Below are 26813 nucleotides of genomic sequence, written 5' to 3'. Positions count from 1 at the left end.
CGGCAGCGAAGCGCTCAGCGAGCGCTTCCAATCAACCGATCGAACTCACCCAGCGCCACCAGCAGCGCCTGCACTTCCGACTCTCGCCCCCTGTAGCGCTCCTCGGCCATCGGCCGAATGCCCGACGCAGCCGGTAGCGGCCCTGCCATCTCGAGCAACTGTTTCATGCGCGGCAGAAACAGCCATTGCAGCCAGGCTTCGAAATCCAGGGTATCGACACAGAACGGTTGCTGGCTGGCCAGCGCCTCGGCCGAGGGCGCCTCGTTCGACCACATGCCCAGCACGCGCAATTCACGCTCGATCAGCAGCAGCTGATCGGCCAGCGCCGGCAAACGCGCATCCATCACAGACTGACCCGCGCCCGCTCACGCGCCTGCGCCGCTCCGGCGGGATCGCCCTGACGCTCGCGTGCCTGGGCGATCAGCCCCCACAGCCCCGCCTGCAGCGCCGGGCGCCCACTGGCGTAGGTCAGGCCGCGGCGCGCCAGCTGTTCGGCCTGGGCGGCATCGCCCTGGGCCAGACGGACCTCGGCCAGACGATAGAGCACCTGCGGCTCGCGCGGGGCGATACGCTGGGCGCGCTCGAGACTGGAAGATGCGCCATCCAGATCGCCACTGCTCTGCTGCTGCTGGGCACTGGTGAGCAGCGCCAGCACCGGACCATCGAGCTGCTCGTCCATCGCCAGGCTGCCGCCAGCCGGAATACCGCTGGGCATGCTCGGCGCGGCAGGGGCCTGGTAACCCGCGGCTCCGGCGACCGGACCGGTACTGAGTGGTGCCGGCGCATAGGTGGCCGGAGTCCCGCTGCTGCCATCCGGGTAGGTTTCCAGCGGGGCGGAAGAGACGCCTCCCGGGACCATCACCACCACGCCGGAGTCCTGCGGCAGGCTCTGCTCCTGCGCATGCGCCTGTACCGGCGCGCTACCGCCATTGCGACGCGCAAAGGCGCCCTGCTCGTCAGTCAGCAGACTGCCGGACGAATCCTGAACCGGAATGGAGCCCCTCGGCACGCTGGCACAGCCAGACAGGAATGCGGAGGCCAACGCCACGGAAACCAACCACTTAGACATTCGATTCCTCACTTGAAGTGACTCAGTTGAGCCAACCACGCACCCAATCCATTACATTGTCCTGTGGCGCCGGTGCACCACAGGCAGCCCCCGGAGCCGGTTCGCTGCCACGGATGTAAGGCAACTCCACGGCATTCGGGCAACCGGCCGCCGAGCCCTGGCCACTGTAGGCGTCGACCCAGGCGGGCGTGACATTGTCCGGCATCGGCATGTCGAGCGGCAGCGGATCGGCCTTCTTCATGAAGCCGGTCCACACCTGCAGGGCACCGGTGGCGCCAGTCAGCGGTGTCTTGCCGTTATCGTCGCGTCCCAGCCACACAACCGCCAGCAGATCCTGGCTGAAGCCGGCGAACCAGCTATCGCGCGAATCGTTGCTGGTACCGGTCTTGCCGGCCAGCGTCAGCGAAGACGGCAACTGACTGTACACCGAGCGACCAGTGCCTTCGCGCATCACCCGCTGCATGGCGTTCTGCACCAGGTAGATGGCGCCCGGGTCGAACCGCTGCTGAATCTGGAACGGATAGCGCTTCAGCGGCTCGCCCTCGGCGGTCAGCACACTGCGGATACTGCGCAGCGGCGTGTTGAAGCCACCATTGGCCAGGGTCTGATACATGGTCGCCACTTCCATCGGACTCAGAGCACCGGCGCCCAGCAGCATCGATGGATAAGCCGGCCAGTCGCGCTCGACACCCAGACGCTCGAGGGTTTTGAGCACATTGGGCACGCCCAGTTCCAGGCCGAGCTTGGCGGTCGACAGGTTGTAGGAGTTGGCCAGGCCCTGATACAGGTAGATGGTGCCGTGGGCCTTGCGATCGTAATTCTGCGGCCGCCAGACCTGCCCATCCTGCCCCTTGATCGAGAACGGCGTGTCCTCCAGCCAGCTGGTCAGGGTGTACTGACTGGGACGCTCAAGCGCCGTGAGGTAGACCGCCGGCTTGATCAGCGAGCCGATGGGGCGGTTGGCATCGAGCACCCGGTTGAAGCCGGCGAAGCGCGGCTGGCGACTGCCGATCAGGGCCTGAACCTCACCGGTTTCCGGATTGGTCACCAGCATGGCCGCCTCGACCTCATCTACCCCCTGGCGACCGGACAGGCGCTTGAAGGTCTCGCCCATGGCGGACTCGGCCTTGAGCTGCAGGATAGGGTCGAAACTGGTGAAGATGCGCAGGCCTTCCTCGGTCAGGTCTTCCTCGCGGTAATCCTGACGCAGCTGGCGCTTGACCAGGTCGAGGAAACCGGGGAACGAACTGTCGGCCAGGCTGCCACGCTTGGTCACGCCCAGCGGCTTCTGCTTGGCCGCTGCCGCCACCTCGGCCGTCACCACGCCCTGTTCGGCCAGCAGGTCGAGCACCAGGTTGCGCCGCTCGAGCGCGCGCTCCGGGTTGCGTCGCGGGTTGTAGTAGGTCGGCCCCTTGACCATGCCGACCAGCAGCGCGACCTGCTCGAGCTTGAGCTCATTCAGCGGCTGGCCGAAGAAGTACTGGCTGGCCAGACCGAAGCCATGCACGGCGCGCTGGCCGTCCTGGCCGAGGAACACCTCATTGAGGTAGGCCTCGAGAATCTCTTTCTTGTCGTAGTGCAGCTCCAGCAGCACCGCCATCATCGCCTCGGTAAGCTTGCGGCTGAGGCTGCGCTCGTTGGTCAGGTAGAAGTTCTTCACCAGCTGCTGAGTCAGGGTACTGCCGCCCTGGCGCAACTGGCCGGCGGTCGCGTTGATCCACACGGCGCGGGCGATACCCTTGGGCGATACGCCGAAGTGATTGAAGAACTCGCGGTCTTCGACGGCCACCAGCGTCTCGACCAGATAAGGCGGTACCTGATCCAGCTTGATCAGGATGCGATCCTCGTGGTGCGCCGGGTACAGGCCACCGATCAGTAGCGGCTCCAGACGCGCCACCGCCAGCTTGCTGCCGTTGCCCTGCAGCAGCGCGGCCACGTAATCACCGGAAAACTTCACCCGCACCCGCTGGGCCGGCTCGTTGCCTTCATAGAACTGGAAGCCACGGGTGTGCAGGTCGATCAGGTTGCCGTTCACCGCAGCCGCGCCCGGGCCATTGGCCGCGCCTTCGCGGCGATAACCCAGCGCATCCAGCTCGGTGAGGAAGTCCTGCCGGCTCAGCTTCTGGCCAACGAACAGCTCCAGCGGCCGGGCGTAGACCTTGGCCGGCACGGTCCAGCGCTTGCCGGAGAACTTCTCCTGCACCACGGCATCCAGGTACACGGCGAAACCGGCCAGCAGCACCAGGCCGACCAGCGCCAGTTTGAACAGCCAGCCCAGCCAGGAACGGCCGGCGGCGCGGCGCTTGGCGCCTTTGCGAGGGGTACGGGAACGAGTCATGGCGCGGCATTATACGCACTTTGCCGGGTGCCGACAGGCGCGCCCCGGCGGTTTGCAGAGCGCCTCACAGCGGCCATAATGCGGCCTCTTATCGATACCGAAGCGCAAGGAAAGAACGTGAGCCAAGCCCTGATTGCCGCCCTGCAGAACCCGGCCCTCTACCCTCATCCGGTGGACGGATTCCAGGTCATCGAGACGCACATCTCCTGGGTGCTGCTCACCGGCCCCTTCGCCTACAAGATCAAGAAGCCGGTGAATTTCGGCTTCCTCGATTTCACCAGCCTGGAACAGCGCCAGCATTTCTGCGGCGAGGAACTGCGCCTCAACCAGCGCCTGACCGAGGGCCTGTACCTCGAGGTGCTGCCGGTGACCGGCAGCGAGAGCGCGCCGCAGCTGGGCGGTAGCGGCCCGGCCATCGAGTACGTGCTGAAAATGCGCCAGTTCCCGCAGAGCCAGCTGCTCAGTGCCGTGCAGGCACGTGGCGAGCTGACCACGGCGCACATCGACGCCCTGGCCCGGCAGATCGCCAGCTTCCACGGCCGCACCCCGGCCGTGGCCAGCGAGCATCCACTGTGCTCGCCGCAGGCCATCGTCGCGCCGATGCGGCAGAACTTCGAGCAGATCCGCCCGCTGCTCGGTGACGCCGCGGACCTGCGCCAGCTCGATGCGCTCGAGGCATGGACCGAAGCCAACATCAGCCGCCTCGAACCGCTGCTGGCCACGCGCGCAGCGAGCGGCGCGATTCGCGAGTGCCATGGCGATCTGCACCTGGGCAACGCCACCCTGCTCGACGGCGAAGTCGTGCTGTTCGACTGTATCGAATTCAACGAGCCGTTCCGCCTGATCGATATCGCCTCGGACGCCGCCTTCCTCGCCATGGACCTGGAAGACCGCGGCCTCAAGGCACTCTCGCGACGCTTCGTCAGCGCCTGGCTGGAACACAGCGGCGACTACCCGGCACTGGAACTGCTGAATTTCTACAAGGCCTACCGCGCCCTGGTCCGCGCCAAGGTCGCGCTGTTCAGCCTGGCGCACCAGAGCGATGCCGTGCAGCGCGCCGCTACGCTGCGCCAGTACCGCAACTACGCCAACCTGGCGGAAAGCTACAGCGCCATCCCCACCCCGTTCATGGCCATCACCTGCGGTGTCTCCGCCGTCGGCAAGAGCCAGGTTGCCCTGCGCCTGGTCGAGGCGCTGGGCGCCATCCGCCTGCGCTCGGACGTGGAGCGCAAGCGCCTGTTCGGCGAACAGCCGGACGCCGCCAAGGGCAGCCTGAACAGCGGCATCTACAGCGCCGACGCCAGCACCGCCACCTACCAGCGCCTGCATCAACTGGCCGAAAGCGCCCTGCATGCCGGCTTCCCGGTGGTCCTGGATGCCGCCTACCTCAAGCGCGAACAACGCAGCGCCGCCTGGCAAGTGGCCGAACAGAACGGCACACCCTTCCTGATCCTCGACTGCCAGGCCCCGCAGGACGTGATCGCCGCCTGGCTGCAGCAGCGCCAGGCCGAGGGTAACGATCCGTCCGACGCCACCCTGGAAGTGATCGCGGCCCAGCAGGCCAGCCGCGATGCGCTCGACGACGACGAACAGGCCCACAGCCGCCGCGTCGACACGCACCAGGCCGCCAGCCTGGACGGCCTGATCGAGAGTATTCGCCAGCGTCTGCCAGGGCTCTGATATAAGCCATTCAGGGCCTGTCTATACTAAAGGCAGGCCATTGAATGGAGGCATCCCATGAGCCATCCCCGCCAACTGGACACCCCGCTCTACCGTCTGCTGCACGACGAAAAAATCAGCGAATTCAACAAGCAGAAGCCCCATGAGGGCAGCATCAACCTGCGCGGAGCCGACCTGCGCGGCCTCGACCTGCGTTTGCTCGACGCCAGCCGCGTCGACTTCGCCGACGCCTATTTCCGCGGCGCCGACCTGCGCGGCATCGACCTGCGCGAGGCCAACCTGGAGGGCGCCAGCATCGCCCATGCGCAAATCTCCGGCGCTTACTTCCCGGCACAGCTGAGTGCCGACGAGATCCTCCTGTCCATGCAGTTCGGCACCCGCATGCGCTACAGCTGACGCATGAGCGATATTGCCCGCCTGTTCGGCAATCGAGCCGGCGCCTATGCCAGCTTTCGTCCGCAGTACCCGCCCGCACTGTTCGACTGGCTGGCGGCCAACAGCCCGGCGCACGGCCGCGCTCTGGATATCGCCTGCGGCAACGGCCAGGCCAGCGCGCCCCTGCGGCAACACTTCCGGCAGGTGCTGGCCTGCGACGGCAGCCCGCAGCAGCTGCGCGCCGCCCCCGACCTGGCCGGCATCGACTGCTTCGCCGCCGACGCCACGGCCCTGCCACTGACCGATAGCTGCCTTGACCTGATCGTGGTAGCCCAGGCCCTGCACTGGTTCGCCACCCCGGCCTTCTTTGCCGAAGTACGCCGCCTGCTCAGGCCCGACGGGCTGTTCTGCGCCTGGTGCTACAGCCTGCTGCGCCTCGACACGGAGCTGGATAGCGTGCTCGACGACTTCTACTGGAACACCCTGGACGGCTACTGGCCCGCCGGCCGAGCCAGCGTCGACGCCGGCTACCAGGACATTCAGCCGCCCTTCGCGCGCATCGCCGTGCCGGCCTTCGCCATCCAGCTGGAGTGGGATCTGCAGCAGCTGCTCGGCTACCTCGGCACCTGGTCGGCCGTGCAGAGGCTCGAACAGGCCTGCGGCCGCGACCCGCTGCAGGAGCTGCAGCCGCGCCTGCGCCAGGCCTGGGGCGACGGGCAGCAGAAGCGTTTTGTGCGATGGCCGCTACACTCTCTCGCAGGCTTCCCGACACGCCCCGCGTAGAAAGGCAAGGAGACGCCATGCACGACGAGCTGCAACACATGAAGAACCTCGGCAAAACCTCGGCGCAATGGCTGCACGCAGTCGGCATCCACAGCGCCAGCGACCTGCGCCGGCTGGGCGCGGTAGACGCCTACCGGGCCGTGCGCGCCCGCGGATTCAGGGCCTCCAAGGTGCTGATGTACGCCATCGAAGGCGCCCTGCTCGACATTCACTGGAACGATCTGCCACCCGGCCTCAAAGCCAGGCTGAATGGTCAGCTGAACGAACCCGGGCCAAGCAACAAGAGCTAGCTCACAACCTCCGAGCGGCGAGATTTACCTGTGCAACGCCGCCGCCTATTGTTGCCACTGCCTGCGTGCCTTATCGTCAGCCCAGCCAGTTCAAGGAATTACCGACATGTACCTACTCGGGGAGCAACCGGCCTACGCCGACCAGCTGATCCAACGCCTGCAGAGCATTCCCATGCAGTTGCTCGAAGGGCTGCAGCCCAGCGGTTCGCCCCTGCGCCTGGAACAGGTCGAGGACCTGGCGAAGATCCTGCCTGGCAACCAGCTGTACATCATCGAGAACGGCCTGCTGCATGCGCAGGTCGATGACCGCCCGCTGTTCTACCTGCAAGAAGGCGATCTGGTTGGGCTGCGCCAGGGCATCGACCTGCCCAGCTGCCGCTACAGCAGCGAGGAACAACTGACCCTGGTGCCCTACTCGCGCAGCGAAGTGTTCAAGCACATCTACGGCAGCGAGCAACGCCAGGAGCTGTTCATCCAGTACCTGATCGGCCATACCGCCCTGCTCTCCGACGCCCTGGCCCGCCTGAAGCAGCCGGAGATTCGCCCGGCCACCGGCTTCCAGCATTTCGCCGCCGGCGAGGAGCTGATCCACCAGGGCGACGATGCCGACCACGTGTTCGTGATCATCGAGGGCCACGCCGAAGCCTGGGTAGACGGGCAGAAGGTCGGTGACGTGCAGAAGGACGAGATTTTCGGCGCCATGGCCGTGTTCACCCGCGAGAAGCGCAGTGCCACGGTCATCGCCAGCGAGCCCTGCACCGTGATGGTGATTCCCAAGGACCAGTTCCTCAGCCTGATGCAGAGCAACCCGCGCATCGCGCACAGTCTGATCGAGAGCATGGCGCGACGCATCGACCTGATGAATAAGGAAGTGACCCAGCTGCGTGCCCAGCTGCAGCCGGCCTGAAACGCGATCGAATGACCGAACCCCGGCCCAGGCCGGGGTTTGTTTTTTCCGGCCTTTGCCAACCAGTCGAAAATAATTCTCATCCAGGCATTGACTGCAAAATGAGAATTGTTATTATTACACCAACTGGTCGCGAGATCAGCCGATAAGCTCAAGAGACCACAGCAGTCGGACTCTTCAGATTATCTCCTCATCAGGCTAATCACGGTTATTGACCCGGCACTTTGCCGGGTCTTTTTTTGCCTGCGAAATCCCGCCCACGGGTCGGGGTACTCAGGCGCGCAGCCTTACCAGCCCACACCCAGGCCGATCACGTAGCGGCGCTCGTTGGTATCGCCATGTTCGGCGGAGACCTTGTCCCACTCGGCCTTGAGGGTCAGCGCCGCCCAGCTGTTGAGCTTGTAGCGCAGGCCCGCTTCGGTATCGATGATGTAGTCGATCTCATCGACGAAGGGCGCGCCCAGCTCACCCTGGGAATACAGCTCCAGGTTCTTGCCATACAGGTAACGCTTGTAGTCCCACTCCATGGCCGCGGAGTTGAAGTGCTCGCTGCTGCCATCGGCAAACACGTAATCGTTGCGGTTGAGCAGCCCGGTCATGGAGAAGGCGCCCAGCGCATCGTCCCAGAACTGGTAGCCGGGGCCGCTACCCACGGTGCGCTGGGTACGCAGGTCTTCGATACGGTCGTGGCTGTACTTCAGCTGGCCCTGCCAGAAGAACTGCCGGGTGATGAAGCGGTCGAGGTCGTAGCCCAGCTCGACACGGTCGGTCTTGCGCTCGTCATCCTTGGTCTCGTGGTCGTACTCCACGGCAATGCCGTGACGCCAGGCGCCGTGGCGCATGCGGGTATCGAGATCGATATCGTAGTCCTTGATGTCGTTCTCGGCCTGTTTGTAGTCGGCGGAGACGCTGAGGTTGCCGGTCCAGGCCAGGTCCTGCACCAGCGGCTTGGGCGGCAGCATCTGGCTGATCGAACTCAGCTCGACCACCTTGGGCGCCTCGCCATTGACCAGCTCTACCTGACCCTGCCCGGCCGCTCGCAGCGACTTGGCGCGCTCGCCGACGAAATCGCCCTGCTTGATCAGCAGCTCGCGCTCGCTCTCCAGCGTGGCGATCTTGCCGGCGTCGAGGGTGATGGTGCCGGCGTAGTCGGTCTTCAGCAGCAGCTTGCCGCTGTCGAACAGCTCGATGCTACCGGTGAGCTTGTCGCCATTCTTGAGCCAGACGGTATCGGCCAGCAGTGGCGTGGTGACGGCGGCAAGCGCCAGGGACAGCAGGGAACGCAGCAGGGTCATGGGCATCGGTGGTCTGGGCGGGAAAAAGGCGCGCATTATCCGGATGCGCGCCGCCTGAGCAAGCACAGACCGACCCGCAGCCGGCAAAGTTCAGCCCATGTGACTTACCAGCCCACGCCCAGACCGATCAGGTAGTGCCGATCGGACACCGTGGTACCCAGACCGCGCAGCTGGTTCAGCTCATACAGCAGCGACAACCGCGCCCAGTCGTTGAGGTGATAACGCAGCCCCGCCTCGCCATCGAAGACATAGTCGATGACATCGACCTGCGGCACCTGCACTTCGGCGGTGGAGTAGAACTCCAGGCGCGTACCCCAGAGCAGGCGCTTGTAGTCCCACTCCAGCGACCAGCTGTTGAACTGCGCCTCGCCCAGCGAACTGTACAACTCGATGCGGTTGAACTGGGTGATGAGGTCAAGCCTTCCCAGCTCGTCATCCCAGAAGCGATAGCCCGGCCCGCTGCCGTAGATGCGCTGGCGGTTCACCTGCTCGAACTGGTCCTCATCCTGCTCGAAGCCGACCCGCCAGAACCAGTGATCGGTGAGAAAGCGGTCCAGGTCGTACTCCAGCTCCCAGTTGTCCTCGGTCTTCTCGCCGTTTTCCTTCTCATGCTCCAGCTCGCCACGCAGCACATGGCGCCAGCGGCCGTGCTCGATGCGCGTATTGCCCTTGAGCTTCCACTCGTCGGTACGGTCCTGGTTGCGCTCCATATCCAGCTTGGCGTCCAGGTTGCCTTCCCACACCCGGTCCTCCAGAAGCGGCCGAGGCGGCACCAGGCGATCGATATCGGCCAGCGCCACCACCCGCTCATGGCCATTGACCACCCGTACCATGCCCACACCCGCGGCGCGCAGGCGCTCGCTGCTCTCGCTGTCGCGGCCAGTGCGACGGAGCATCAGGGGCTTGTCCGCGCTGAGGGTGTCGATATCCTTCCAGTCGATCAGCACGCGTCCGGCATACTTGGTCTTGAACGACAGCTTGCCGCCATCGAGCAGCAGGATCTCGCCGGTCAGACGATCACCGTTGTTCAACCACACGGTATCGGCGAACGCCGAACAGCTGAGACTAAGCAACAGGCAGGACAGCAGGATGCGCAGCGACATGGACAAGGTACCGGACAATAAGCGGCTCACAGGCGCAGACCATGCCCCAGCGCTGGAGCCCTCGGCAAGCCCCGAAGCCCGGCGGACGGCACTCTATTCGGTGCTGGCGGCAATTCCCGCAGGCAAGGTGGTCAGCTACGGCGAGCTGGCCGCCCTGGCGGGGCTCGGCCGCGCCGCCCGCTGGGTCGGCCGCACCCTCAGCCAACTGCCGGATGACACCCGCCTGCCCTGGCACCGCGTGCTCGGCGCTGGCGGCCGCCTCAGCCTGGCGGCAGGCACCCCGTCCGGCGAGGAACAGCGCGCGCGGCTGCGCGCCGAGGGCCTGACCCTGCGCAACGACCGCGTCGACATGCGCCGCCACGGCTGGCGCCCGGAGGAGGCAAAGGGTTAGAGTGCGCCCTTTGTCCGAACTCCCGACCAGCCCCATGCCCCGTAGAACCTGGCGCGCCGCCCTCGCCACCTATGCCCACCCGGCCACCCTGGCCCTGCTGCTGCTGGGCTTCGCCGCCGGCCTGCCGTACATGCTGGTGTTCTCCACCCTCTCGGTGTGGCTGCGCGAGGCCGGCGTGACCCACCAGACCATCGGTTACGCTAGCCTGATCGGCCTGGCCTATGCCTTCAAATGGGTCTGGGCGCCGATGCTCGACCAGTGGCGCCTGCCGCTGCTCGGCCGCCTCGGCCGCCGCCGTTCCTGGCTGGTGCTGTCGCAGGGCCTGGTGGCCTTCGGCCTGATCGGCATGGCGTTGTGCGACCCGCAACAGCACCTGTCCTGGCTGATCGGCGTGGCCGTGGTGGTGGCCTTCGCCTCGGCCACCCAGGACATCGCGGTGGACGCCTACCGCCTGGAAATCGTCGACGACACCCGCCAGGCCGCCCTCGCCGCCAGCTACATGGCCGGCTACCGGGTCGCCGCCCTGCTGGCCACCGCCGGCGCCCTGTATTTTGCCGGCTGGTTCGGCAACCCGGACAGCGGCTACCAGCACGGCGCCTGGGCCAGCACCTACCTGCTGTTCGCCATGCTGATGCTGCCAGGGCTGATCACCACTCTGTGGATGCGCGAGCCGCCGGTACCGCTGCAGACGCAGATGGCGGCGGCACGCTACGGTCTGTATCGCCAGCTGGCCTCGGTACTGGTGCTGATCGTGCTGCTGGTCTCGGTGCCGGCGATGTTCACCCAGTTCTTCCGCAGCGACATCAACCTGCTGTTCAGCGGCGAAATCGGCCTGGGCGAGCTGCTGCGCGAGGACCGCGCCACCCTGCGCTTCCTGCTCTACACCATCCTTACCGCCGTGTGCCTGTCGCGCATGGGCCGCCGCGGCCTGGCCCCGGTGCTGACCCCGGTCAACGACTTCATCCTGCGCTACCGCTGGCAGGCCCTGCTGCTACTCGGCCTGATCGCCACCTACCGCATGTCCGATACGGTGATGGGGGTGATGGCCAACGTCTTCTACATCGACATGGGCTTCGCCAAGAGCCAGATCGCCAGCGTCAGCAAGCTGTTCGGCCTGATCATGACCCTGCTCGGCGCCGCCCTCGGCGGCCTGCTGATCGTGCGTTTCGGCATCATGCCGATCCTGCTGCTGGGCGGCGCGGCCTCGGCCGGCACCAACCTGCTGTTCGCCACCCTGTCCGGCCTCGGCGCCGTCGCTGAACCGCTGCTGTACGGCAAGCAGACGGTCAGCCATCTCGTGTGGGCGCTGGACCCGCACATGCTGATGCTGGTGCTCACCATCACCCTCGACAACCTCAGCTCCGGCCTGGCCACGGCCGCCTTCGTCGCCTACCTGTCGAGCCTGACCAACCTGAAGTTCTCCGCCACCCAGTACGCCCTGCTCAGCTCCATCATGCTGCTGCTGCCGCGTCTGGTCGGCGGCTATTCCGGGGTCATGGTGGAGAAGGCTGGCTACGCCCAGTTCTTCCTCGCCACCGCGCTGCTCGGTATTCCCACCCTGCTGCTGATTGTCCTGCAGTGGGGCCGCGAACACCGCGAGCGCAACAATGCGGCACCGGCCGCCAGCGAAGCACCGAAATGACAGAGGCCGGCGATTGCCGGCCTCTGCGTCTCACTGCTGGATCAGGTGCACCACCCGCTGCGGAAAGGGGATGCCGATGCCCACGCGCTCCAGGCGCTCCTTGGCCTGCTCGATGAACTCGAAGCTGACTGGCCAGTAATCCGCCGACGCCACCCAGACGCGCAACGACAACGCCACCGCATTGTCGCCCAGGCCGGTCACCACCACCTGCGGTGCCGCCGGCTCCTGGCGCACGCGCGGATCGCGGGCGATCTCCAGCAGCACTTCACGGGCCTGGCGGATGTCACTGGAATAGTCGATACCGAGGTTGATATCCACCCGCCGCACGGCTTCGCGCGAATGATTGACGATGTTGCCGTTGGACAGGCTGCCATTGGGCACCACCACCACCTTGTTGTCGGCCGTCTTCAGCGTGGTGTGGAAGATCTGGATGCTGTCGACGCTGCCGGACACGCCCTGCGCCTCGATCCAGTCGCCAATGCGGAACGGGCGGAACAGCAGGATCAGCACACCGCCGGCGAAGTTGCCGAGGCTACCCTGCAGGGCCAGGCCGATGGCCAGGCCGGCGGCACCGATGGCGGCGACGAAGGACGCCGTGGAAACCCCGACCATGGACGCCACGCTGACCAGCAGCAGCACCTTGAGCAGGATGTTGCTCAGGCTACCGATGAAGCTGGTCAAGGCGCGATCCACCTTGCGCCCGCCCATCAGGCGCTGCAGGCGCAGGCTCAGGCGGTTGATCAGCCACCAACCCAGGGCCAGGGTCAGCAGCGCCAGCGCCAGCTTGCCGCCATACTCCAGCAATACCGGCAACCAGCTCTCGGACAGGCTGACCAACTGTTCGAACTCGATCTGCATGGTTCCACTCCTCTTTTCGGACTGCAGAAACGACACCGCCATGGCGAACCATGGCGGTGAAGGGTGTGACCATGGGACGGCGCAGCAGCGCCAGGGTTCCCTCAGTCGCGGAAGTTGTTGTACTGCAGCGGCATGCCGAATTCCTTGCCACGCAGGGCGGCAATCGCCTCCTGCAGGTCGTCGCGCTTCTTGCCGGTGACGCGCACCTGCTCGCCCTGGATGGCGGCCTGCACCTTGAGCTTGCTGTCCTTGATATGGGCGACGATCTTCTTCGCCAGCTCCTTGTCGATGCCCTCGCGGAAGGTCACTTCCTGCTTCATCACCTTGCCGGAGGCATAGGCATCCTTGGCTTCCATGCACTGGCAGTCGATCTTGCGCTTGATCAGACTGGCGCGCACGATGTCGAGCACCTGCTCCAGCATGAACTCGGCTTCGGCGGTCAGGGTGAGGGTCTTGTCCTTGCTTTCAATGCTGCACTTGCCGCGCAGGTCGAAGCGGCGGTCGAGCTCCTTGATGGCGTTGTCGACCGCGTTGGTCAGTTCGTGCTTGTCCAGTTCCGACACCACGTCGAACGAAGGCATGGGTTTGCTCCTGATGGACGGCGCGATCCTCCTCACGGACTGAACGCGCCTGACTTGACGATAAAAATGGCGCGCTCATTATAACCAGTCTGATACGCGCCGCTCAGCCAACCTGCGGCGCCCCCTTCTCTAGCAGCGAGCCCCTCAATGCCCAACCCCCATCTCAGCATCCTGGTGGTGGACGACGCCAAGTTCTCCAGCGCCATCATCGGCCGCGCTCTGAGCCAGGCCGGCTACCAGGACGTCCGCTTCGCCAACAGCGCCGCCGAAGCCCTGCGCCTGCTGGAGAAGCGCCCGGCCAGCGTGCTGCTGGCCGACTGGTTGATGCCGGAGATGGACGGCCTGGAGCTGACCGGCCGGGTGCGCCAGCTGGACGAGACGGCCGAGCACTACACCTACGTCATCCTGCTCACCGGCAAGGAAGGCGAGAACGTGCTGGTCGAGGCCTTCGACCGTGGCGTCGACGACTTCATCAGCAAGGCCGCGATGAACGAGCAACTGGTGCCGCGCGTGTATGCCGCCGACCGCCTGTGCAACACCCTGCAGCGCCTGCTCAACGAGAACCGCATGCTGACGATGAACGTCGCCAGCCTGGAGCAGCGCAACCTGGTCGACTCGCTGACCGGCCTGGGCAACCCGCGCTACCTGCAACAGAAGCTGCAGGACTGCCTGCGCCAGGTGGAGTCGCGCGGCGGCGCGCTGTGCTACCTGCTGATCGGCCTGCAGGAAGGCGAGGCGCTGCGCCGCCAGTATGGCAACGGTTTCTGGAACGAGGTGCTGCACGGTGTCGCCCGACGCCTACAGCAACTGGTACGGCCGCTGGACGTGTTGACCCGCGTCGACGACACCCACTTCGGCATGGTCGCCCTGCTCGACGACCTGCACGAATGCTCGCCGAGCAGCTTCAAGCGCCTGCATGAAGGCCTCAACCTCAAGGCGTTCAAGACCAGCGAGGGCTTCATCAGCCTCAAGGCCGGCATCTCCCTGGTCGGCCTGGACGCCAAGTCGCTGCCGGTCGACCCCCAGTACCTGTTCGCCGAGGCCGCCCGCCTGCTGCCGGAAGCCTACAGCAGCGGCCGGGTCAGCGCGGTGCGCCTGCCACTGCCGCAGTGAGCACCTGGCACATCCTCGGCGCCGGCAGCCTGGGCGGGCTGTGGGCCGCTCGCCTGGCCCGCGCCGGCCTGCCGGTGCGGCTGATCCTGCGTGACCAGGCCCGCCTGAGCCGCTACCGCGCCGCCGGTGGTCTGACCCTGGTCGAAGACGGCCAGGCCAGCCTGCACCCCATCGCCGCGGAAACCCCGCACAGCGACATTCCCATCCGCCGCCTGCTGCTGGCCTGCAAGGCCTATGACGCCGAGGAAGCCGTTGCCGAACTGGCACCGCGCCTGGCGCCGGGCGCCGAGCTGATCCTGCTGCAGAACGGCCTGGGCAGCCAGGACGCGGTGGCCAGGCGCCTGCCACGGGCACGCTGCCTGTTCGCCTCGAGCACCGAGGGTGCCTTCCGCGAGGATGATTTCCGCATCGTCTTCGCCGGCCGCGGCCATACCTGGCTGGGGCTGCCGGGCGAGCGGCGGCCACCGGAGTGGCTGGACGACCTGCAGACCGCCGCGATCCCGCATGAGTGGAGCACCGACATAGTCGCCCGACTGTGGCGCAAGCTGGCCCTGAACTGCGCGATCAACCCGCTGACCGTGCTGCACGACTGCCGCAACGGTGGGCTGCGTGACTGGCCGCAGGAGGTCGCCGCACTCTGCGCCGAGCTGACCCTGCTGCTGCGTGCCGCCGGCCAGGACACCGCAGCCCTCGACCTGCACGCCGAAGTCCTGCGGGTGATCGACGGCACCGCGGCCAACTACTCGTCCATGCATCAGGACGTAGCCCGCGGCCGGCGCACCGAGATCGCCTACCTGCTGGGCCATGCCTGCCAGGAGGCCGCGCGCCTGGACCTGGACGTCCCCCAGCTGCAGGCACTGCTGCAGCGCCTGCGCGCGCATCTGGCGGCCCGCGGATTGCCCGTGACCTGAAGCGGCGCTAACCTGCCCCTCCACCCTGCACGCGGAAGCCCCGCCCTTGAGCCGTCTGCGCCAACGCCTCGACAACCTGCCGGTCGGCCGCAAGCTGCTGGCCGCCCTGCTGGTACTGTTGGCCACCGTGCTGCTGGTGGCCAACCTGACCTTCATCAGTGCGGCCTACTGGATTTCCCAGGAGAGCGTCGCGCCCCAGGCCCTGCAGACCCTCGGCCGGCTGATCGCCAGCCCGGAGCTGAGCGGCCGCGCCCTGTCCTCGCCACGCGCCGCCCGCGAGCTGCTGGAGCGCCTCGACGGCTATACGCCGCTGCGCGCTGCCGCCCTCTACGATGCCCGCGGCATCCGCCTGGCCGAGCTGCAGCTGGGCGAGCCGCTGCAACTGCCGGAACACGGCGAGCAACTGGAACACTGGCGCCAGGGCGAGTTTCGCGCCACTCACCTGATCGACCTGCCGCAGCCAGGCAAGATCCCCGGGCGCCTGCTGCTGGTGGCGTCCAGCGAACTGCCCGGCGCCTTCTATACCGGCACCGTCACCGCCAGCGCGGTGATCCTGGCATTCAGCCTGCTGCTCTGGGCGCTGATCGCGCGGCAGATTCGCCGCCTCATCACCCGCCCGATCCGCAAGCTGGAGGAGCTGTCGCGCCAGGTCACCCGCGAGGAGAACTATGCCCTGCGCGCCGCGCGCGGCAACCAGGACGAGATCGGCAGCCTGGCCGATGCCTTCAACACCATGCTCAGCCGCATGGAGGCGCGCGAGCAGCAGCTCAAGCGCGCCCGCGACGACGCCGAGAGCGCCTTCGCCCAGGCCCAGAGCCTGGCCGAGGAAACCCGCCACTCCAACCGCAAGCTGGAGCTGGAAGTACAGGTGCGCAGCAAGATCGAGAAGAAGCTCACCGGCTTCCAGAACTACCTGAACAACATCATCGACTCCATGCCCTCGGCGCTGATCGCCCTCGACGATCAGCTCTACGTCACCCAGTGGAATCAGGAGGCCAGCGCCCTCTCCGGCACGCCGCTGGATGAGGCGCTGAACCAGCCGGTGTTCCTAGCCTTCCCGCCGCTCAAACCCTTCCTCGCCCAGCTCAAGCGCACCGCCGAGCAGCACCGGGTGGAGAAGGTCGAGCGCGTCACCTGGCGCAAGGGCGAGGAAGCCCACCACTACGCCCTGACCTTCTACCCGCTGATGGGCGCCGGCGGCCGTGGCGCGGTGATCCGCATCGACGACATCACCCAGCGCCTGTCGCTGGAGGAAATGATGGTGCAGTCGGAGAAGATGCTCTCGGTCGGCGGCCTGGCGGCCGGCATGGCCCATGAGATCAACAACCCGCTCGGCGCCATCCTGCACAACGTGCAGAACATCCGCCGGCGCCTGTCGCCCGAGCTGACCAAGAATCAGGACCTGGCCGTGGAGGCCGGCATCGCCCTCGACGACGTCAATGCCTACCTGCAGAGCCGCGAGATTCCCCAGCTGCTCGACGGCATCGCCCAGGCCGGCTCGCGGGCGGCCAAGATCGTCAGCCACATGCTCGCCTTCAGCCGCCGCAGCAACCGCCAGCTGGCGCCCTGCGACCTGCCACAGCTGATCGACCAGGCGCTGGAGATCGCCGGCAACGACTTCGACCTGACGGAAAGCTTCGACTTCAAGGCCATCGCCATCGAGCGCGACTTCGACCCGCAGCTGGGCCCGGTGCCGGCCACCGCCAACGAGCTGGAGCAGGTGCTGCTCAACCTGCTGAAGAACGCCGCCCAGGCCATCCACCTGCGCGACGACGCCAGCGAGCCCGGCCGCATCACCCTGCGCACCCGCCTCAATCCGCCCTGGGCGGAGGTACAGGTGGAAGACAACGGCATCGGCATGCCCGAGCCGGTGCGCAAGCGCATCTTCGAACCCTTCTTCACCACCAAGGAAGTCGGCCAGGGCACCGGATTGGGCCTGTCCGTCTCCTATTTCATCGTCACCAACAACCACAAGGGTCAGCTGGAGGTGCAATCCTCCCAGGGCCAGGGTACCTGCTTCACCCTGCGCCTGCCGCTGACCGCACCTAGCGAAGGCACGGGCAACTGATGGGCTACCGACTGAGCAAGATCTACACGAAGACCGGCGACAAGGGCGAAACCGGACTGGCCGACGGGCGCCGCGTGGGCAAGGACCACCCGCGCGTGGAAGCCATGGGCGAGCTGGATACCCTGAACAGCCAGATCGGCCTGCTGCTGGCCGAGCTCGCCGAGCAGCAGGCCGCCTGGCCGGGGCTGAGCGAAATCATCGAAGTCCTGGCGCCCTGTCAGCATCGCCTGTTCGACCTCGGCGGCGAACTGGCGATGCCGGACTATCAGGCCCTGCAGGAAGCCGAAGTCGAGCGCCTGGAGGCGGCCATCGACCTGTGGAACGAGGAAGTCGGCCCGCTGCGCAACTTCATTCTCCCTGGCGGTTCGCGCGCGGTGGCCCAGGCTCATGTCTGCCGCAGCCTGGCCCGCGGTGCCGAGCGCCGCTGCCAGCACCTCAACGCAGTGGAGCCGCTGCGCCCGGTGGGCATGGCCTATGTCAACCGCTTGTCCGACCTGCTGTTCGTCGCCGCACGCCTGATCGCCCGCCGCACACAGGTCGACGAAGTGCTCTGGCAGGCGGCACAGAAGCCGTAGGCTGGAAAACGACCACAGGTCTTTTCCACCTGTATGGCGCGGCTTTCCGCCCTACACCGGCCAGAACGCACGAATCCCCGCCACGCCCTGAGCGCCAGCCTGCCAGGCACGCTGGCGGTCCTGCGGGCCGACGCCACCGAGCAGGTAGACCGGGATATTGCTGGTGCGCAGCAGCTCGGCAGCCCGCTCCCAGCCCAGTGGCGTCGCCTGCGGATGGGTCTCGGTCGCCTGCACCGGCGACAGGGTGACGAAATCCACGCCCATGCGCGCGGCCAGGGCCAGCTCCTCGGCGTCATGGCAGGACGCCGCCAGCCAGCGCTGGCCGGGGAACGGCCGCCCCTGGGGCGCGTACTTGCGCAGCTGCGTCGCCGTCAGGTGCCAGCCGGCCGCCGGGAAGTCGCCCAGCCACTCCAGCGGGCCCTTGAGCATCAGCTGCGCCTTGCCGGCGCACAGGCCCTGGATATCCACGGCCAGGTCGCGGTACTGCGGGTCGAACATGTTCGGCGCGCGCAGCTGGATCAGGCGCGCACCGGCGGCCAGGGCCGCACGCACGCCACGCAACATTTCGGCGGGCTCCAGGCCTTCCGGAGTGATCAGGTAGGTATCGGGCAGGCGCGCCGCCGCCACAATGGGCTGGTTGGCGGCGGGGAATTCGTAGTCGAGCAGTTCGCGCTCGCTCGCCCAGGCCAGCGGCTGGCCTTCGGCGCCGTGCGGCTCGCCGCTGAAGGATGAAACCTCCCAGACATCCAGCAGCACCTGCTTGTCCGGGTAGTCATGCTGAACCTGGATAAGCGGCCGGGCCGCCTCGACGCGAATGCCCAGCTCCTCCTCCAGCTCGCGGGCCAGGGCCCGTTCGACGGCCTCGCCCTCCTCCACCTTGCCGCCGGGAAACTCCCACAGGCCGCCCTGATGCTTGTCCTGCGGGCGCTTGGCGATCAGCACTCGACCATCGGCACCGCGAATCACCGCCGCGGCCACATGCACACGTTTCACCCCTGCACCTCCTGCAGAGCCGCCTGATACCAGCGGCGGAAGGCCGGCCACTGGTAGATGGCCTCGACATAGGCCGCAGCCTCGGCCGGCAGCGCCACGCGATAGCTGCGCAGGCGCGCCGCCACCGGCGCGAAGAAGGCATCGGCGATGCTGGCATGGCCGAACAGGAAGGCGCCGTCCTGGCCGAAGCGCTGGCGGCAGTCGGCCCACAGGCGGCACACGCGGTCGATATCGGCCTGGGCCTCGGCGGGCAGCTCGGCCAGCGCCTGGTCACGCGCCAGGTCCATGGACAGGTGGCTGCGCAGGGCGACGAAACCACTGTGCATCTCGGCGCAGACGCTGCGCGCCAGGGCGCGGGCGTACTGCCCACGCGGCCACAGGTGCGCCTCGGGGAAGCGCTCGGCCAGGTACTCGGCGATGGCCAGGGAGTCCCACACCGGGCCTTCCTCGGTCAGCAGCACCGGCACCTTGCCGGTCGGCGAATGGCTCAGCAGGCGGGCGCGACTGTCCGGCCGGTACAGCCGCTCGAGGATCTCCTCGTAGGGCACGCCCGTCAGATCCAGGGCCAGGGCCGCGCGCAGCGACCAGGAGGAATAGTTCTTGTCGCCGATCACCAGCTTGAGGGACATGTTCGCTCTCCTAAAAAGGGGGTAGACGGAGGGTACGCGGCGCGGGCGGCCGCGAACAATTCCGCTTGCGCATGGACCCATGAACGACAGGAATGGCGGTGCGAGGCGGAGCCTGCAGCACCCTCACCCCTTGCCCCTCTCCCAAAGGGAGAGGGGATGGGCATGGCTCAGGTGCGGTATTCGGCGTTGATCTTCACGTACTCATGGGACAGGTCGGTGGTCCAGATGGTTTCGCTGCACTCGCCACGCCCCAGCTCGATGCGAATGCTGATCTCCTCGCGCGCCATGACTGCGGCGCCCTGCGCCTCGGTGTAGGTCGCCGCGCGGCCACCCTGGCTGGCGATGCAGACTTCGCCGAGGAACACGTCGATCAGGCTGACGTCCAGGTTCGGCACGCCGGCATAGCCGACGGCGGCGAGGATGCGGCCCCAGTTGGGGTCGGAGGCGAACAGCGCGGTCTTGATCAGCGGCGAGTGGGCCACGGCGTAGGCCACGTCCAGGCACTCCTGGTGATTGCCGCCGCCGTTGACCTGCACGGTGACGAACTTGGTGGCACCCTCACCGTCGCGGACGATGGCCTGAGCCACTTCCATGAACACCTCCAGCACCGCCTGCTTGAGCTTGGCGAACAGTTCGCCGGAGACCGAGGTGATTTCCGGCAGCGCAGCCTGGCCGGTGGCGATCAGCATGCAGCAGTCGTTGGTCGAGGTATCGCCGTCGATGGTGATGCGGTTGAACGACTTGTTGGCGGCGTCGCGCACCAGATCCTGCAACACCTCGCGGGCCACCTTGGCGTCGGTGGCGATGTAGCCGAGCATGGTCGCCATGTTCGGCCGGATCATCCCGGCACCCTTGCTGATACCGGTCACGGTGACCGTCACGCCATCATGCTGGAACTGGCGGCTGGCGCCCTTGGGCAGAGTGTCGGTGGTCATGATGCCGGTGGCGGCTTCGGCCCAGTGATCCTCGTCCAGGTCATCCAGCGCGGCCTGCAGGGCGCCTTCGATCTTTTCCACGGGCAGCGGTTCGCCGATCACCCCGGTGGAGAACGGCAGCACGGCCGTCTCGCCGACGCCGGTCAGCGCCGCCAGCGCGGCACAGGTGCGGCGGGCATTGGCCAGGCCGTCCGGGCCGGTACCGGCGTTGGCGTTGCCGGTGTTGGTCAGCAGATAACGCACCTCGCCGGCCACGCGCTCGCGAGTGACGATCACCGGCGCGGCACAGAAGGCGTTGGTGGTGGTCACCCCGGCCACCCGCGAGCCTTCGGCGCAGCGCATCACCACCACGTCCTTGCGCCCCGGGCGCTTGATGCCGGCGGAGGCGATACCGAGTTCGAAACCGGGAACGGGGTGCAGTTTGGGCAGGGGACCGAGACCAACGGCCATAGGAGACGCTCCTTCGTAGGCAGTGAAGCGGGTGGTGGAAAAACGCCGCGAGCGGCAGAGCCGGTCGCGGCGTTTTGTATATAGCAGGCTGGGCGCGGCTTAGCCGACCTGGCCGTGGCAGTGCTTGTACTTCTTGCCGGACCCGCAGGGGCACGGCTCGTTGCGGCCGATCTTCGGCTCGCTGCGCACCTGGGTGGCAACGGCCAGGTCGCCCTCGGCGGCCTCCTCGGTCTCGGCAACCGGCATGGCGGACGCCTCGGCATGCTGGAACTGCATGCGCTCGGCCAGCGCCTCGGCCTCGCGGCGCAGACGGGCTTCTTCCTCGACCGGATCCTCGCGGCGCACCTGCACGTGAGACAGCACGCGAATGGTGTCGCGCTTGATCGACTCGAGCAGCTCCTGGAACAGGGTGAACGACTCGCGCTTGTACTCCTGCTTCGGGTTCTTCTGCGCGTAGCCGCGCAGGTGGATGCCGTGACGCAGGTGATCCATGGTGGCCAGGTGGTCCTTCCACAGGTCGTCCAGCACGCGCAGCAGCATCTGCTTCTCGAAGGTGCGCAGGGCCTCGACACCGGCCAGGTCCTCCTTCTCGTGATAGGCGGCGAGCAGCTCGGCGAGGATCTTCTCGCGCAGGGTTTCCTCGTACAGCTTGTCGTCTTCGTCCAGCCACTGCTGGATCGGCAGGCGCAGACCGAAGTCGCTGTAAAGCGCCATCTCCAGACCGGTGATGTCCCACTGTTCCGGCAGCGACTGCGGCGGGATGTGGTTGTTGATGGTCGCGTTGAGCACTTCCTGACGGAACTCGACGATGGTGTCACCGATGTTGTCGGCCGCCAGCAGGCTGTTACGCATGTGGTAGATCACCTTGCGCTGCTCGTTGGCCACGTCGTCGTATTCGAGCAGCTGCTTGCGCATGTCGAAGTTGCGGCCTTCGACCTTGCGCTGCGCCTTCTCGATGGCGTTGGTCACCATGCGGTGCTCGATGGCCTCGCCGGACTGCATGCCCAGGGCCTTCATGAAGTTCTTCACCCGGTCGGAGGCGAAGATGCGCATCAGGTTGTCTTCCAGCGACAGGTAGAAGCGGCTGGAGCCCGGGTCACCCTGGCGACCGGCACGGCCACGCAGCTGGTTGTCGATACGGCGCGATTCGTGGCGCTCGGAGGCGATCACGTGCAGACCGCCCGCTTCGATGACCTGCTGGTGACGCTTCTGCCAGTCGGCCTTGATCTGCGCGATCTGCTCTTCGCTCGGCGCTTCCAGGGCAGCCACTTCGGCTTCCCAGTTACCGCCGAGGAGGATGTCGGTGCCACGACCCGCCATGTTGGTGGCCAGGGTCACGGCGCCGGGGCGACCGGCCTGGGCAATGATTTCGGCTTCCTTCTCGTGGTACTTGGCGTTGAGCACCTTGTGCTCGATGCCGGCCAGTTCCAGGAGCTTGGAGACGTACTCGGAGGTTTCGATCGAGGCGGTACCGACCAGGATAGGCCGGCCCTGGGCCTGGCTTTCCTTGATGTCGGCGATGATCGCCTGGTACTTCTCTTCCTGGGTCAGGTAGACCAGGTCGTTGAAGTCCTTGCGCGCCACCGGACGATGGGTGGGGATGACCACCACGTCGAGGCCGTAGATCTGGCGGAACTCGAAGGCCTCGGTGTCGGCGGTACCGGTCATGCCGGCGAGCTTGTTGTACAGGCGGAAGTAGTTCTGGAAGGTGGTCGAGGCGAGGGTCTGGCTCTCGGCCTGGATGTTCACCCCTTCCTTGGCCTCGATGGCCTGGTGCAGGCCCTCGGACAGGCGGCGGCCCTGCATGGTACGGCCGGTGTGCTCGTCGATCAGGATGACCTGACCGTTCTGCACGATGTACTCGACGTTGCGGTGGAACAGCTTGTGCGCGCGCAGGCCGGCGTAGACGTGGGTCAGCAGGCTGAGGTTGTGCGCGGAGTAGAGGCTCTCGCCCTCGGCCAGCAGGCCCGCCGCGGTGAGCATCTCCTCGACGTACTGGTGACCAGCCTCGTTGAGTTCGACCTGGCGGGTCTTCTCGTCGACCTTGTAGTGGCCTTCCTGAGTGACCACGCCTTCCTCTTCCTCGATGTGCTGCTTGAGGCGCGGGATCAGCTGGTTGATCTGCATGTACAGCTGCGAGCTGTCCTCGGCCTGACCGGAAATGATCAGCGGGGTACGCGCTTCGTCGATGAGGATGGAGTCCACTTCGTCGACCACGGCGAAGTTCAGCTCACGCTGGAACTTGTCTTCCAGGCTGAACGCCATGTTGTCGCGCAGGTAGTCGAAACCGAATTCGTTGTTGGTGCCGTAGGTGATGTCGGCAGCATAGGCCGCACGCTTCTCTTCCGGAGGCATGAAGGGAATCACCACGCCGACGGACAGGCCGAGGAACTCATACAGCGGACGCATCCAGTTGGCGTCGCGGCGGGCCAGGTAGTCGTTCACCGTGACCACGTGCACACCCTTGCCGGACAGCGCGTTCAGGTACACGGCCAGGGTACCCACCAGGGTCTTGCCCTCACCGGTACGCATTTCGGCGATTTTGCCCTCGTGCAGGGTCATGCCGCCGATCAGCTGCACGTCGAAGTGACGCATGCCCATCACCCGCTTGCCGGCTTCACGGGCCACGGCGAAGGCTTCGGGAAGAATCTGGTCGAGGGTCTCGCCCTTGGCCAGGCGCGCCTTGAACTCTTCGGTCTTGCCCTTGAGCTGCTCGTCGGAGAGAGCGAGCATCTGCTCCTCGAGGGCGTTGATCGCGCTCACTGTCTTGAGCATGCGTTTGACTTCACGCTCGTTCTTGCTTCCAAAGAGTTTCTTCAACAGTGGCGCAAACATATAGACGAATTCTTCCACTCAAGGGGATGGGGGGCGCTGCCCAACGGCCAGCTCGACCGCATGCAAAGGGGGCATTCTACTCGGAAACGTTGGCGAGAAAAGGGCGAACTCCCGCGAGCCGGCCGGATACGCCAGACCTGCTCATGAGCCGGCCATTTCCTTGATATGGGGACGACGACCGACAGCTGCAAGGGCCTTTGCTAACATGGGCGTATCGATACGCGAAGTCACTGCCATGAGCCTGCGCACCCCACCCGCCAAGACCCCTGCCAATCTGCTGCGTGAACACAAGCCGCTGCAGGCGCTGTTCAGCGCGGCCCAGCGCCTGGGCAAACTGCAGGCACTGGTGGAGGCCCAGCTGGAGCCGGCGGCGCGCGAGCACTGCCAGATCGCCAGCTGGCACGACGGCTGCCTGCTGCTGCTGACCAGCAACGGCCACTGGGCCACCCGCCTGCATTACCAGCAGCGCCGCCTGCAACGCCTGCTACAGGTACTGCCGGAGTTCGCCGGGCTGCAGAAGATCCAGGTCAAGGTACGCCCGCCCAATACCCAGGTCGCCTATCAGGCGCACAAGACCGAGCTGTCCGAGGCCGCCGCCGACAGCCTGCGCAGCGCCGCCGAGGGCATCGGCGATCCGAAGCTGCGCGCCGCCCTGGAGCGCCTGGCACGCAATGCCAGGCACGACTGAAGCGGAAACTGCGGGGAGAGAAAAACAGGCCACCCGGGGGTGGCCTGAATACAACAGAAGGGAGGGGTATTGCTTACACGGCCGCAACCGGGCGCATGTAGGAGATCGGCGCGGTGCTGGCGTCGTCGAAGATCACCACTTCCCAAGCATCTTTCTGCTCGATCAGGGTGCGCAGCAGACGATTGTTCAGCGCGTGGCCCGACTTGAAGCCACGGAACTCGCCGATCAGGCTGTTGCCCAGCAGGTAGAGATCGCCGATGGCGTCGAGGATCTTGTGCTTGACGAATTCGTCCTCATAACGGAGGCCGTCTTCGTTGAGCACGCGGAACTCGTCCACCACGATGGCGTTATCCACGCTGCCGCCGAGTGCCAGGTTCTGCGAACGCAGGAACTCGATGTCGCGCATGAACCCGAAGGTCCGCGCGCGGCTCACTTCCTTGACGAAGGAAGTGCTGGAGAAGTCGACGCTGGCGGTCTGGGTGCGACCACGAAACACCGGGTGATCGAAATCGATCTCGAAGCTCACCTTGAAGCCGTCGAAGGGCAGGAAGGTAGCGCGCTTGTCGCCCTCCTCCACCGTCACTTCGCGCAGCACGCGGATGAACTTCTTCGGCGCTTCCTGTTCTTCCAGGCCAGCCGACTGAATCAGGAATACAAAGGGACCGGCACTGCCATCCATGATCGGAACTTCGGACGCCGACAGCTCGACGTAGGCGTTGTCGATGCCCAGGCCAGCCATGGCCGAAAGCAAGTGCTCGACGGTGTCCACCTTGACCTCACCATTGACCAGCGTGGTCGACATGGTGGTCTCACCGACATTCTCGGCGCGGGCGGGGATTTCCACGACCGGATCCAGATCGGTGCGACGGAACACGATACCGGTATCCACCGGAGCCGGCTTGAGGGTCAGGTAAACCTTCTCCCCCGAGTGCAGGCCAACACCAGTGGCTCGGATGATGTTCTTCAGGGTGCGTTGTCTGATCATGGTTTTGGCTGCGCTTGTTGCGAACTGTTTTCAACAATGGGCGGCGATGATAGCAGAACCGCCCTTTGCTGAACACCAATCACCAATATACTCCTGATAGATACCATCAATCAGCCTGACGACGCAGGAAGGCCGGGATGTCCAGATAATCCAGGTCATCCTGCGTATTCAGCTTGGCCGCGGCGGCGCTGCCGGCGAGGCTCTGGCGCTGAACGGTCGGGCGCTCGTAGTCCTTGTAGTTGACGGCCGGTTGTTCGGCAGCACGCGGCGCGGCGCTGATCGAAGCAGCCGGAGTGGCCACGGCAGCAGCCGCGATGGTGTTGTCGACCACCTTGACCGGCTTCTCGATGCGCGCACCCAGGCCGGTGGCCACTACGGTCACATGCAGCTCGTCGCGCATGTCCGGATCGATCACCGCGCCGACCTTGACGGTCGCCGCTTCCGAGGCGAAGGCCTCGATGATCTCGCCGACGGCGGCGTATTCGCCCAGGGACAGATCAAGACCGGCGGTGATGTTGACCAGGATGCCGCGCGCGCCCTGCAGGTTGACGTCTTCCAGCAGCGGGTTGCGGATGGCCGCTTCGGTGGCCTCGCGAGCACGGTTCGGACCGCTGGCGCAGCCGGTGCCCATCATGGCCATGCCCATTTCGCCCATCACGGTCTTCACGTCGGCAAAGTCGACGTTCATCAGGCCCGGACGCTGCATGATGTCGGAGATGCCGCGCACGGCGCCGGACAGCACGTCGTCAGCCTTGGCGAAGGCGGACAGCAGGCTGGCGTCCTTGCCGAGGATGGTCAGCAGCTTCTCGTTGGGGATGGTGATCAGCGAGTCGACGCAATCGGACAGGGCGCGGATGCCCTCGTCGGCGACCTGCATGCGCTTGCGACCTTCGAACGGGAACGGACGGGTCACCACGGCAACGGTGAGGATGCCCATCTCTTTCGCCACTTCGGCGATGATCGGTGCCGCACCGGTACCGGTGCCGCCACCCATGCCAGTGGTGATGAAGACCATGTCGGCACCATTGAGTACCTCGGCGATACGCTCGCGGTCTTCCATGGCAGCCTGACGGCCGATTTCCGGATTGGTACCGGCACCCAGGCCCTTGGTCACGCCCGGGCCGAGTTGCAGCACGGTACGCGCACCGACGTTCTTCAACGCCTGGGCATCGGTGTTGGCGCAGATGAATTCGACGCCTTCGATGTTGTTCTTGATCATGTGGTTGACGGCGTTACCACCACCGCCACCCACGCCGATGACTTTGATAACTGCGCTTTGCGGAACGTTATCTACGAGCTCGAACATTTCCCCTCTCCTT

Annotated in this window: 25 protein-coding genes; 12 read left to right on the top strand and 13 right to left on the bottom strand. The window is 66.1% G+C overall.

Annotated features, from left to right (window positions below; genetic code table 11):
* Positions 1-14: 14 nt before the first annotated feature.
* Genes PA6_RS12965 through mrcB form a run of 3 tightly spaced genes read right to left on the bottom strand, consistent with a single transcriptional unit; the run spans position 15 to position 3407 of the window.
* Positions 15-344: a YqcC family protein gene (locus PA6_RS12965; RefSeq protein WP_021701383.1), complete on the bottom strand. Its 330-nt coding sequence runs from the start codon at positions 342-344 to the stop codon at positions 15-17.
* Entirely contained in the window at positions 344-1069 is a 726-nt protein-coding gene (locus tag PA6_RS12960; RefSeq protein ID WP_021701382.1) for a tetratricopeptide repeat protein, read from the bottom strand. The genes PA6_RS12965 and PA6_RS12960 overlap by 1 nt, the downstream gene beginning before the upstream one ends.
* 22 nt (positions 1070-1091) lie before the next feature.
* Positions 1092-3407: a penicillin-binding protein 1B gene (gene mrcB, locus PA6_RS12955; RefSeq protein WP_021701381.1), complete on the bottom strand. Its 2316-nt coding sequence runs from the start codon at positions 3405-3407 to the stop codon at positions 1092-1094.
* A gap of 117 nt (positions 3408-3524) precedes the next feature.
* On the opposite strand from mrcB, the gene PA6_RS12950 reads away from it, so the two are divergent.
* From PA6_RS12950 to PA6_RS12930, 5 genes are all read left to right on the top strand, one after another.
* Complete coding sequence (locus PA6_RS12950; RefSeq protein ID WP_021701380.1) at positions 3525-5087, top strand: bifunctional aminoglycoside phosphotransferase/ATP-binding protein; 1563 nt, start codon at positions 3525-3527, stop codon at positions 5085-5087.
* A 57-nt stretch (positions 5088-5144) separates the two neighbouring features.
* The gene (locus PA6_RS12945; RefSeq protein ID WP_021701379.1) at positions 5145-5483 is read left to right on the top strand and encodes a pentapeptide repeat-containing protein; all 339 of its coding nucleotides are present in this window, start codon (positions 5145-5147) and stop codon (positions 5481-5483) included.
* A gap of 3 nt (positions 5484-5486) precedes the next feature.
* Positions 5487-6245 (top strand): class I SAM-dependent methyltransferase, encoded by a 759-nt coding sequence (locus PA6_RS12940; RefSeq protein WP_021701378.1) that lies wholly within the window; start codon positions 5487-5489, stop codon positions 6243-6245.
* Between the two features lie 17 nt (positions 6246-6262).
* Positions 6263-6535: a TfoX/Sxy family protein gene (locus PA6_RS12935; protein ID WP_021701377.1), complete on the top strand. Its 273-nt coding sequence runs from the start codon at positions 6263-6265 to the stop codon at positions 6533-6535.
* A 106-nt stretch (positions 6536-6641) separates the two neighbouring features.
* Positions 6642-7442 carry a cyclic nucleotide-binding domain-containing protein gene (locus PA6_RS12930; protein WP_021701376.1) on the top strand — a complete coding sequence of 267 codons (801 nt, stop codon included), beginning with the start codon at positions 6642-6644 and terminating at the stop codon, positions 7440-7442.
* Between the two features lie 287 nt (positions 7443-7729).
* Here PA6_RS12930 and PA6_RS12925 read toward each other — a convergent pair whose 3' ends face one another.
* Both PA6_RS12925 and PA6_RS12920 read right to left on the bottom strand, forming a co-directional pair.
* Positions 7730-8737, bottom strand: coding sequence for a DUF481 domain-containing protein (locus PA6_RS12925; protein WP_021701375.1), 1008 nt, complete (start codon positions 8735-8737; stop codon positions 7730-7732).
* Between the two features lie 104 nt (positions 8738-8841).
* Positions 8842-9840 (bottom strand): DUF481 domain-containing protein, encoded by a 999-nt coding sequence (locus PA6_RS12920; RefSeq protein WP_021701374.1) that lies wholly within the window; start codon positions 9838-9840, stop codon positions 8842-8844.
* On the opposite strand from PA6_RS12920, the gene PA6_RS12915 reads away from it, so the two are divergent.
* The gene (locus PA6_RS12915) at positions 9827-10231 is read left to right on the top strand and encodes an MGMT family protein (RefSeq protein ID WP_021701373.1); all 405 of its coding nucleotides are present in this window, start codon (positions 9827-9829) and stop codon (positions 10229-10231) included. The genes PA6_RS12920 and PA6_RS12915 overlap by 14 nt on opposite strands.
* Before the next feature lie 34 nt (positions 10232-10265).
* The gene (locus PA6_RS12910; RefSeq protein WP_043216658.1) at positions 10266-11873 is read left to right on the top strand and encodes an AmpG family muropeptide MFS transporter; all 1608 of its coding nucleotides are present in this window, start codon (positions 10266-10268) and stop codon (positions 11871-11873) included.
* A 30-nt stretch (positions 11874-11903) separates the two neighbouring features.
* On the opposite strand, the gene PA6_RS12905 is transcribed toward PA6_RS12910, so the two are convergent.
* Entirely contained in the window at positions 11904-12731 is an 828-nt protein-coding gene (locus PA6_RS12905; protein WP_021701371.1) for a mechanosensitive ion channel family protein, read from the bottom strand.
* A 101-nt stretch (positions 12732-12832) separates the two neighbouring features.
* Positions 12833-13312, bottom strand: a complete 480-nt coding sequence (locus tag PA6_RS12900) for a YajQ family cyclic di-GMP-binding protein (protein ID WP_021701370.1) — start codon at positions 13310-13312, stop codon at positions 12833-12835.
* A gap of 147 nt (positions 13313-13459) precedes the next feature.
* Between PA6_RS12900 and PA6_RS12895 the strand changes: the two genes are divergently transcribed.
* The 4 genes from PA6_RS12895 to PA6_RS12880 are packed head-to-tail and all read left to right on the top strand — an operon-like array spanning position 13460 to position 17979.
* Positions 13460-14425 carry a response regulator gene (locus tag PA6_RS12895; RefSeq protein ID WP_021701369.1) on the top strand — a complete coding sequence of 322 codons (966 nt, stop codon included), beginning with the start codon at positions 13460-13462 and terminating at the stop codon, positions 14423-14425.
* Positions 14422-15336: a putative 2-dehydropantoate 2-reductase gene (locus tag PA6_RS12890; protein WP_021701368.1), complete on the top strand. Its 915-nt coding sequence runs from the start codon at positions 14422-14424 to the stop codon at positions 15334-15336. The genes PA6_RS12895 and PA6_RS12890 overlap by 4 nt, the downstream gene beginning before the upstream one ends.
* 46 nt (positions 15337-15382) lie before the next feature.
* On the top strand, positions 15383-17404 hold the full coding sequence (locus PA6_RS12885) for a sensor histidine kinase (protein WP_021701367.1): 2022 nt from the start codon (positions 15383-15385) through the stop codon (positions 17402-17404).
* A complete protein-coding gene (locus tag PA6_RS12880; protein WP_021701366.1) occupies positions 17404-17979 on the top strand; it encodes a cob(I)yrinic acid a,c-diamide adenosyltransferase in 576 nt (191 codons plus the stop codon). Before PA6_RS12885 ends, PA6_RS12880 begins: the two co-directional genes overlap by 1 nt.
* 51 nt (positions 17980-18030) lie before the next feature.
* On the opposite strand, the gene PA6_RS12875 is transcribed toward PA6_RS12880, so the two are convergent.
* The 4 genes from PA6_RS12875 to secA all read right to left on the bottom strand — a co-directional run bounded on the left by PA6_RS12875 (position 18031) and on the right by secA (position 23821).
* The gene (locus tag PA6_RS12875) at positions 18031-18972 is read right to left on the bottom strand and encodes a Nudix family hydrolase (RefSeq protein WP_021701365.1); all 942 of its coding nucleotides are present in this window, start codon (positions 18970-18972) and stop codon (positions 18031-18033) included.
* The gene (locus PA6_RS12870) at positions 18969-19601 is read right to left on the bottom strand and encodes a glutathione S-transferase family protein (protein WP_021701364.1); all 633 of its coding nucleotides are present in this window, start codon (positions 19599-19601) and stop codon (positions 18969-18971) included. Before PA6_RS12870 ends, PA6_RS12875 begins: the two co-directional genes overlap by 4 nt.
* 167 nt (positions 19602-19768) lie before the next feature.
* Entirely contained in the window at positions 19769-20986 is a 1218-nt protein-coding gene (gene argJ / locus PA6_RS12865) for a bifunctional glutamate N-acetyltransferase/amino-acid acetyltransferase ArgJ (protein ID WP_021701363.1), read from the bottom strand.
* A 99-nt stretch (positions 20987-21085) separates the two neighbouring features.
* Complete coding sequence (secA, locus tag PA6_RS12860) at positions 21086-23821, bottom strand: preprotein translocase subunit SecA (protein ID WP_021701362.1); 2736 nt, start codon at positions 23819-23821, stop codon at positions 21086-21088.
* A 235-nt stretch (positions 23822-24056) separates the two neighbouring features.
* Here secA and PA6_RS12855 point away from each other — a divergent pair, with 235 nt between their 5' ends.
* Positions 24057-24509 (top strand): DUF721 domain-containing protein, encoded by a 453-nt coding sequence (locus PA6_RS12855; protein ID WP_043216655.1) that lies wholly within the window; start codon positions 24057-24059, stop codon positions 24507-24509.
* 73 nt (positions 24510-24582) lie between these two features.
* On the opposite strand, the gene lpxC is transcribed toward PA6_RS12855, so the two are convergent.
* Positions 24583-25494: a UDP-3-O-acyl-N-acetylglucosamine deacetylase gene (gene lpxC, locus PA6_RS12850; protein WP_021701360.1), complete on the bottom strand. Its 912-nt coding sequence runs from the start codon at positions 25492-25494 to the stop codon at positions 24583-24585.
* A 106-nt stretch (positions 25495-25600) separates the two neighbouring features.
* Positions 25601-26800 carry a cell division protein FtsZ gene (gene ftsZ, locus PA6_RS12845; protein WP_021701359.1) on the bottom strand — a complete coding sequence of 400 codons (1200 nt, stop codon included), beginning with the start codon at positions 26798-26800 and terminating at the stop codon, positions 25601-25603.
* Between the last annotated feature and the right edge of the window lie 13 nt (positions 26801-26813).

It is taken from the genome of Aquipseudomonas alcaligenes NBRC 14159 (assembly GCF_000467105.1).
Taxonomy (GTDB): Bacteria; Pseudomonadota; Gammaproteobacteria; order Pseudomonadales; family Pseudomonadaceae; genus Aquipseudomonas; species Aquipseudomonas alcaligenes.
This window is presented reverse-complemented; position numbering and strand designations above follow the sequence as displayed.

Excerpts from the sequence above, each read along its gene's own strand:
- PA6_RS12870 (WP_021701364.1), bottom strand. The coding sequence starts at position 19,601 with ATGTCCCTCAAGCTGGTGATCGGCGACAAGAACTATTCCTCCTGGTCG.
- PA6_RS12920 (WP_021701374.1), bottom strand. The coding sequence starts at position 9,840 with ATGTCGCTGCGCATCCTGCTGTCCTGCCTGTTGCTTAGTCTCAGCTGT.
- secA (WP_021701362.1), bottom strand. The coding sequence starts at position 23,821 with ATGTTTGCGCCACTGTTGAAGAAACTCTTTGGAAGCAAGAACGAGCGT.
- PA6_RS12910 (WP_043216658.1), top strand. The coding sequence starts at position 10,266 with ATGCCCCGTAGAACCTGGCGCGCCGCCCTCGCCACCTATGCCCACCCG.
- PA6_RS12945 (WP_021701379.1), top strand. The coding sequence starts at position 5,145 with ATGAGCCATCCCCGCCAACTGGACACCCCGCTCTACCGTCTGCTGCAC.
- PA6_RS12900 (WP_021701370.1), bottom strand. The coding sequence starts at position 13,312 with ATGCCTTCGTTCGACGTGGTGTCGGAACTGGACAAGCACGAACTGACC.
- PA6_RS12930 (WP_021701376.1), top strand. The coding sequence starts at position 6,642 with ATGTACCTACTCGGGGAGCAACCGGCCTACGCCGACCAGCTGATCCAA.
- PA6_RS12960 (WP_021701382.1), bottom strand. The coding sequence starts at position 1,069 with ATGTCTAAGTGGTTGGTTTCCGTGGCGTTGGCCTCCGCATTCCTGTCT.
- mrcB (WP_021701381.1), bottom strand. The coding sequence starts at position 3,407 with ATGACTCGTTCCCGTACCCCTCGCAAAGGCGCCAAGCGCCGCGCCGCC.
- PA6_RS12895 (WP_021701369.1), top strand. The coding sequence starts at position 13,460 with ATGCCCAACCCCCATCTCAGCATCCTGGTGGTGGACGACGCCAAGTTC.
- PA6_RS12855 (WP_043216655.1), top strand. The coding sequence starts at position 24,057 with ATGAGCCTGCGCACCCCACCCGCCAAGACCCCTGCCAATCTGCTGCGT.
- PA6_RS12935 (WP_021701377.1), top strand. The coding sequence starts at position 6,263 with ATGCACGACGAGCTGCAACACATGAAGAACCTCGGCAAAACCTCGGCG.
- PA6_RS12905 (WP_021701371.1), bottom strand. The coding sequence starts at position 12,731 with ATGCAGATCGAGTTCGAACAGTTGGTCAGCCTGTCCGAGAGCTGGTTG.
- PA6_RS12940 (WP_021701378.1), top strand. The coding sequence starts at position 5,487 with ATGAGCGATATTGCCCGCCTGTTCGGCAATCGAGCCGGCGCCTATGCC.
- argJ (WP_021701363.1), bottom strand. The coding sequence starts at position 20,986 with ATGGCCGTTGGTCTCGGTCCCCTGCCCAAACTGCACCCCGTTCCCGGT.
- PA6_RS12925 (WP_021701375.1), bottom strand. The coding sequence starts at position 8,737 with ATGACCCTGCTGCGTTCCCTGCTGTCCCTGGCGCTTGCCGCCGTCACC.
- ftsZ (WP_021701359.1), bottom strand. The coding sequence starts at position 26,800 with ATGTTCGAGCTCGTAGATAACGTTCCGCAAAGCGCAGTTATCAAAGTC.
- PA6_RS12880 (WP_021701366.1), top strand. The coding sequence starts at position 17,404 with ATGGGCTACCGACTGAGCAAGATCTACACGAAGACCGGCGACAAGGGC.
- lpxC (WP_021701360.1), bottom strand. The coding sequence starts at position 25,494 with ATGATCAGACAACGCACCCTGAAGAACATCATCCGAGCCACTGGTGTT.
- PA6_RS12965 (WP_021701383.1), bottom strand. The coding sequence starts at position 344 with ATGGATGCGCGTTTGCCGGCGCTGGCCGATCAGCTGCTGCTGATCGAG.
- PA6_RS12915 (WP_021701373.1), top strand. The coding sequence starts at position 9,827 with ATGCGCAGCGACATGGACAAGGTACCGGACAATAAGCGGCTCACAGGC.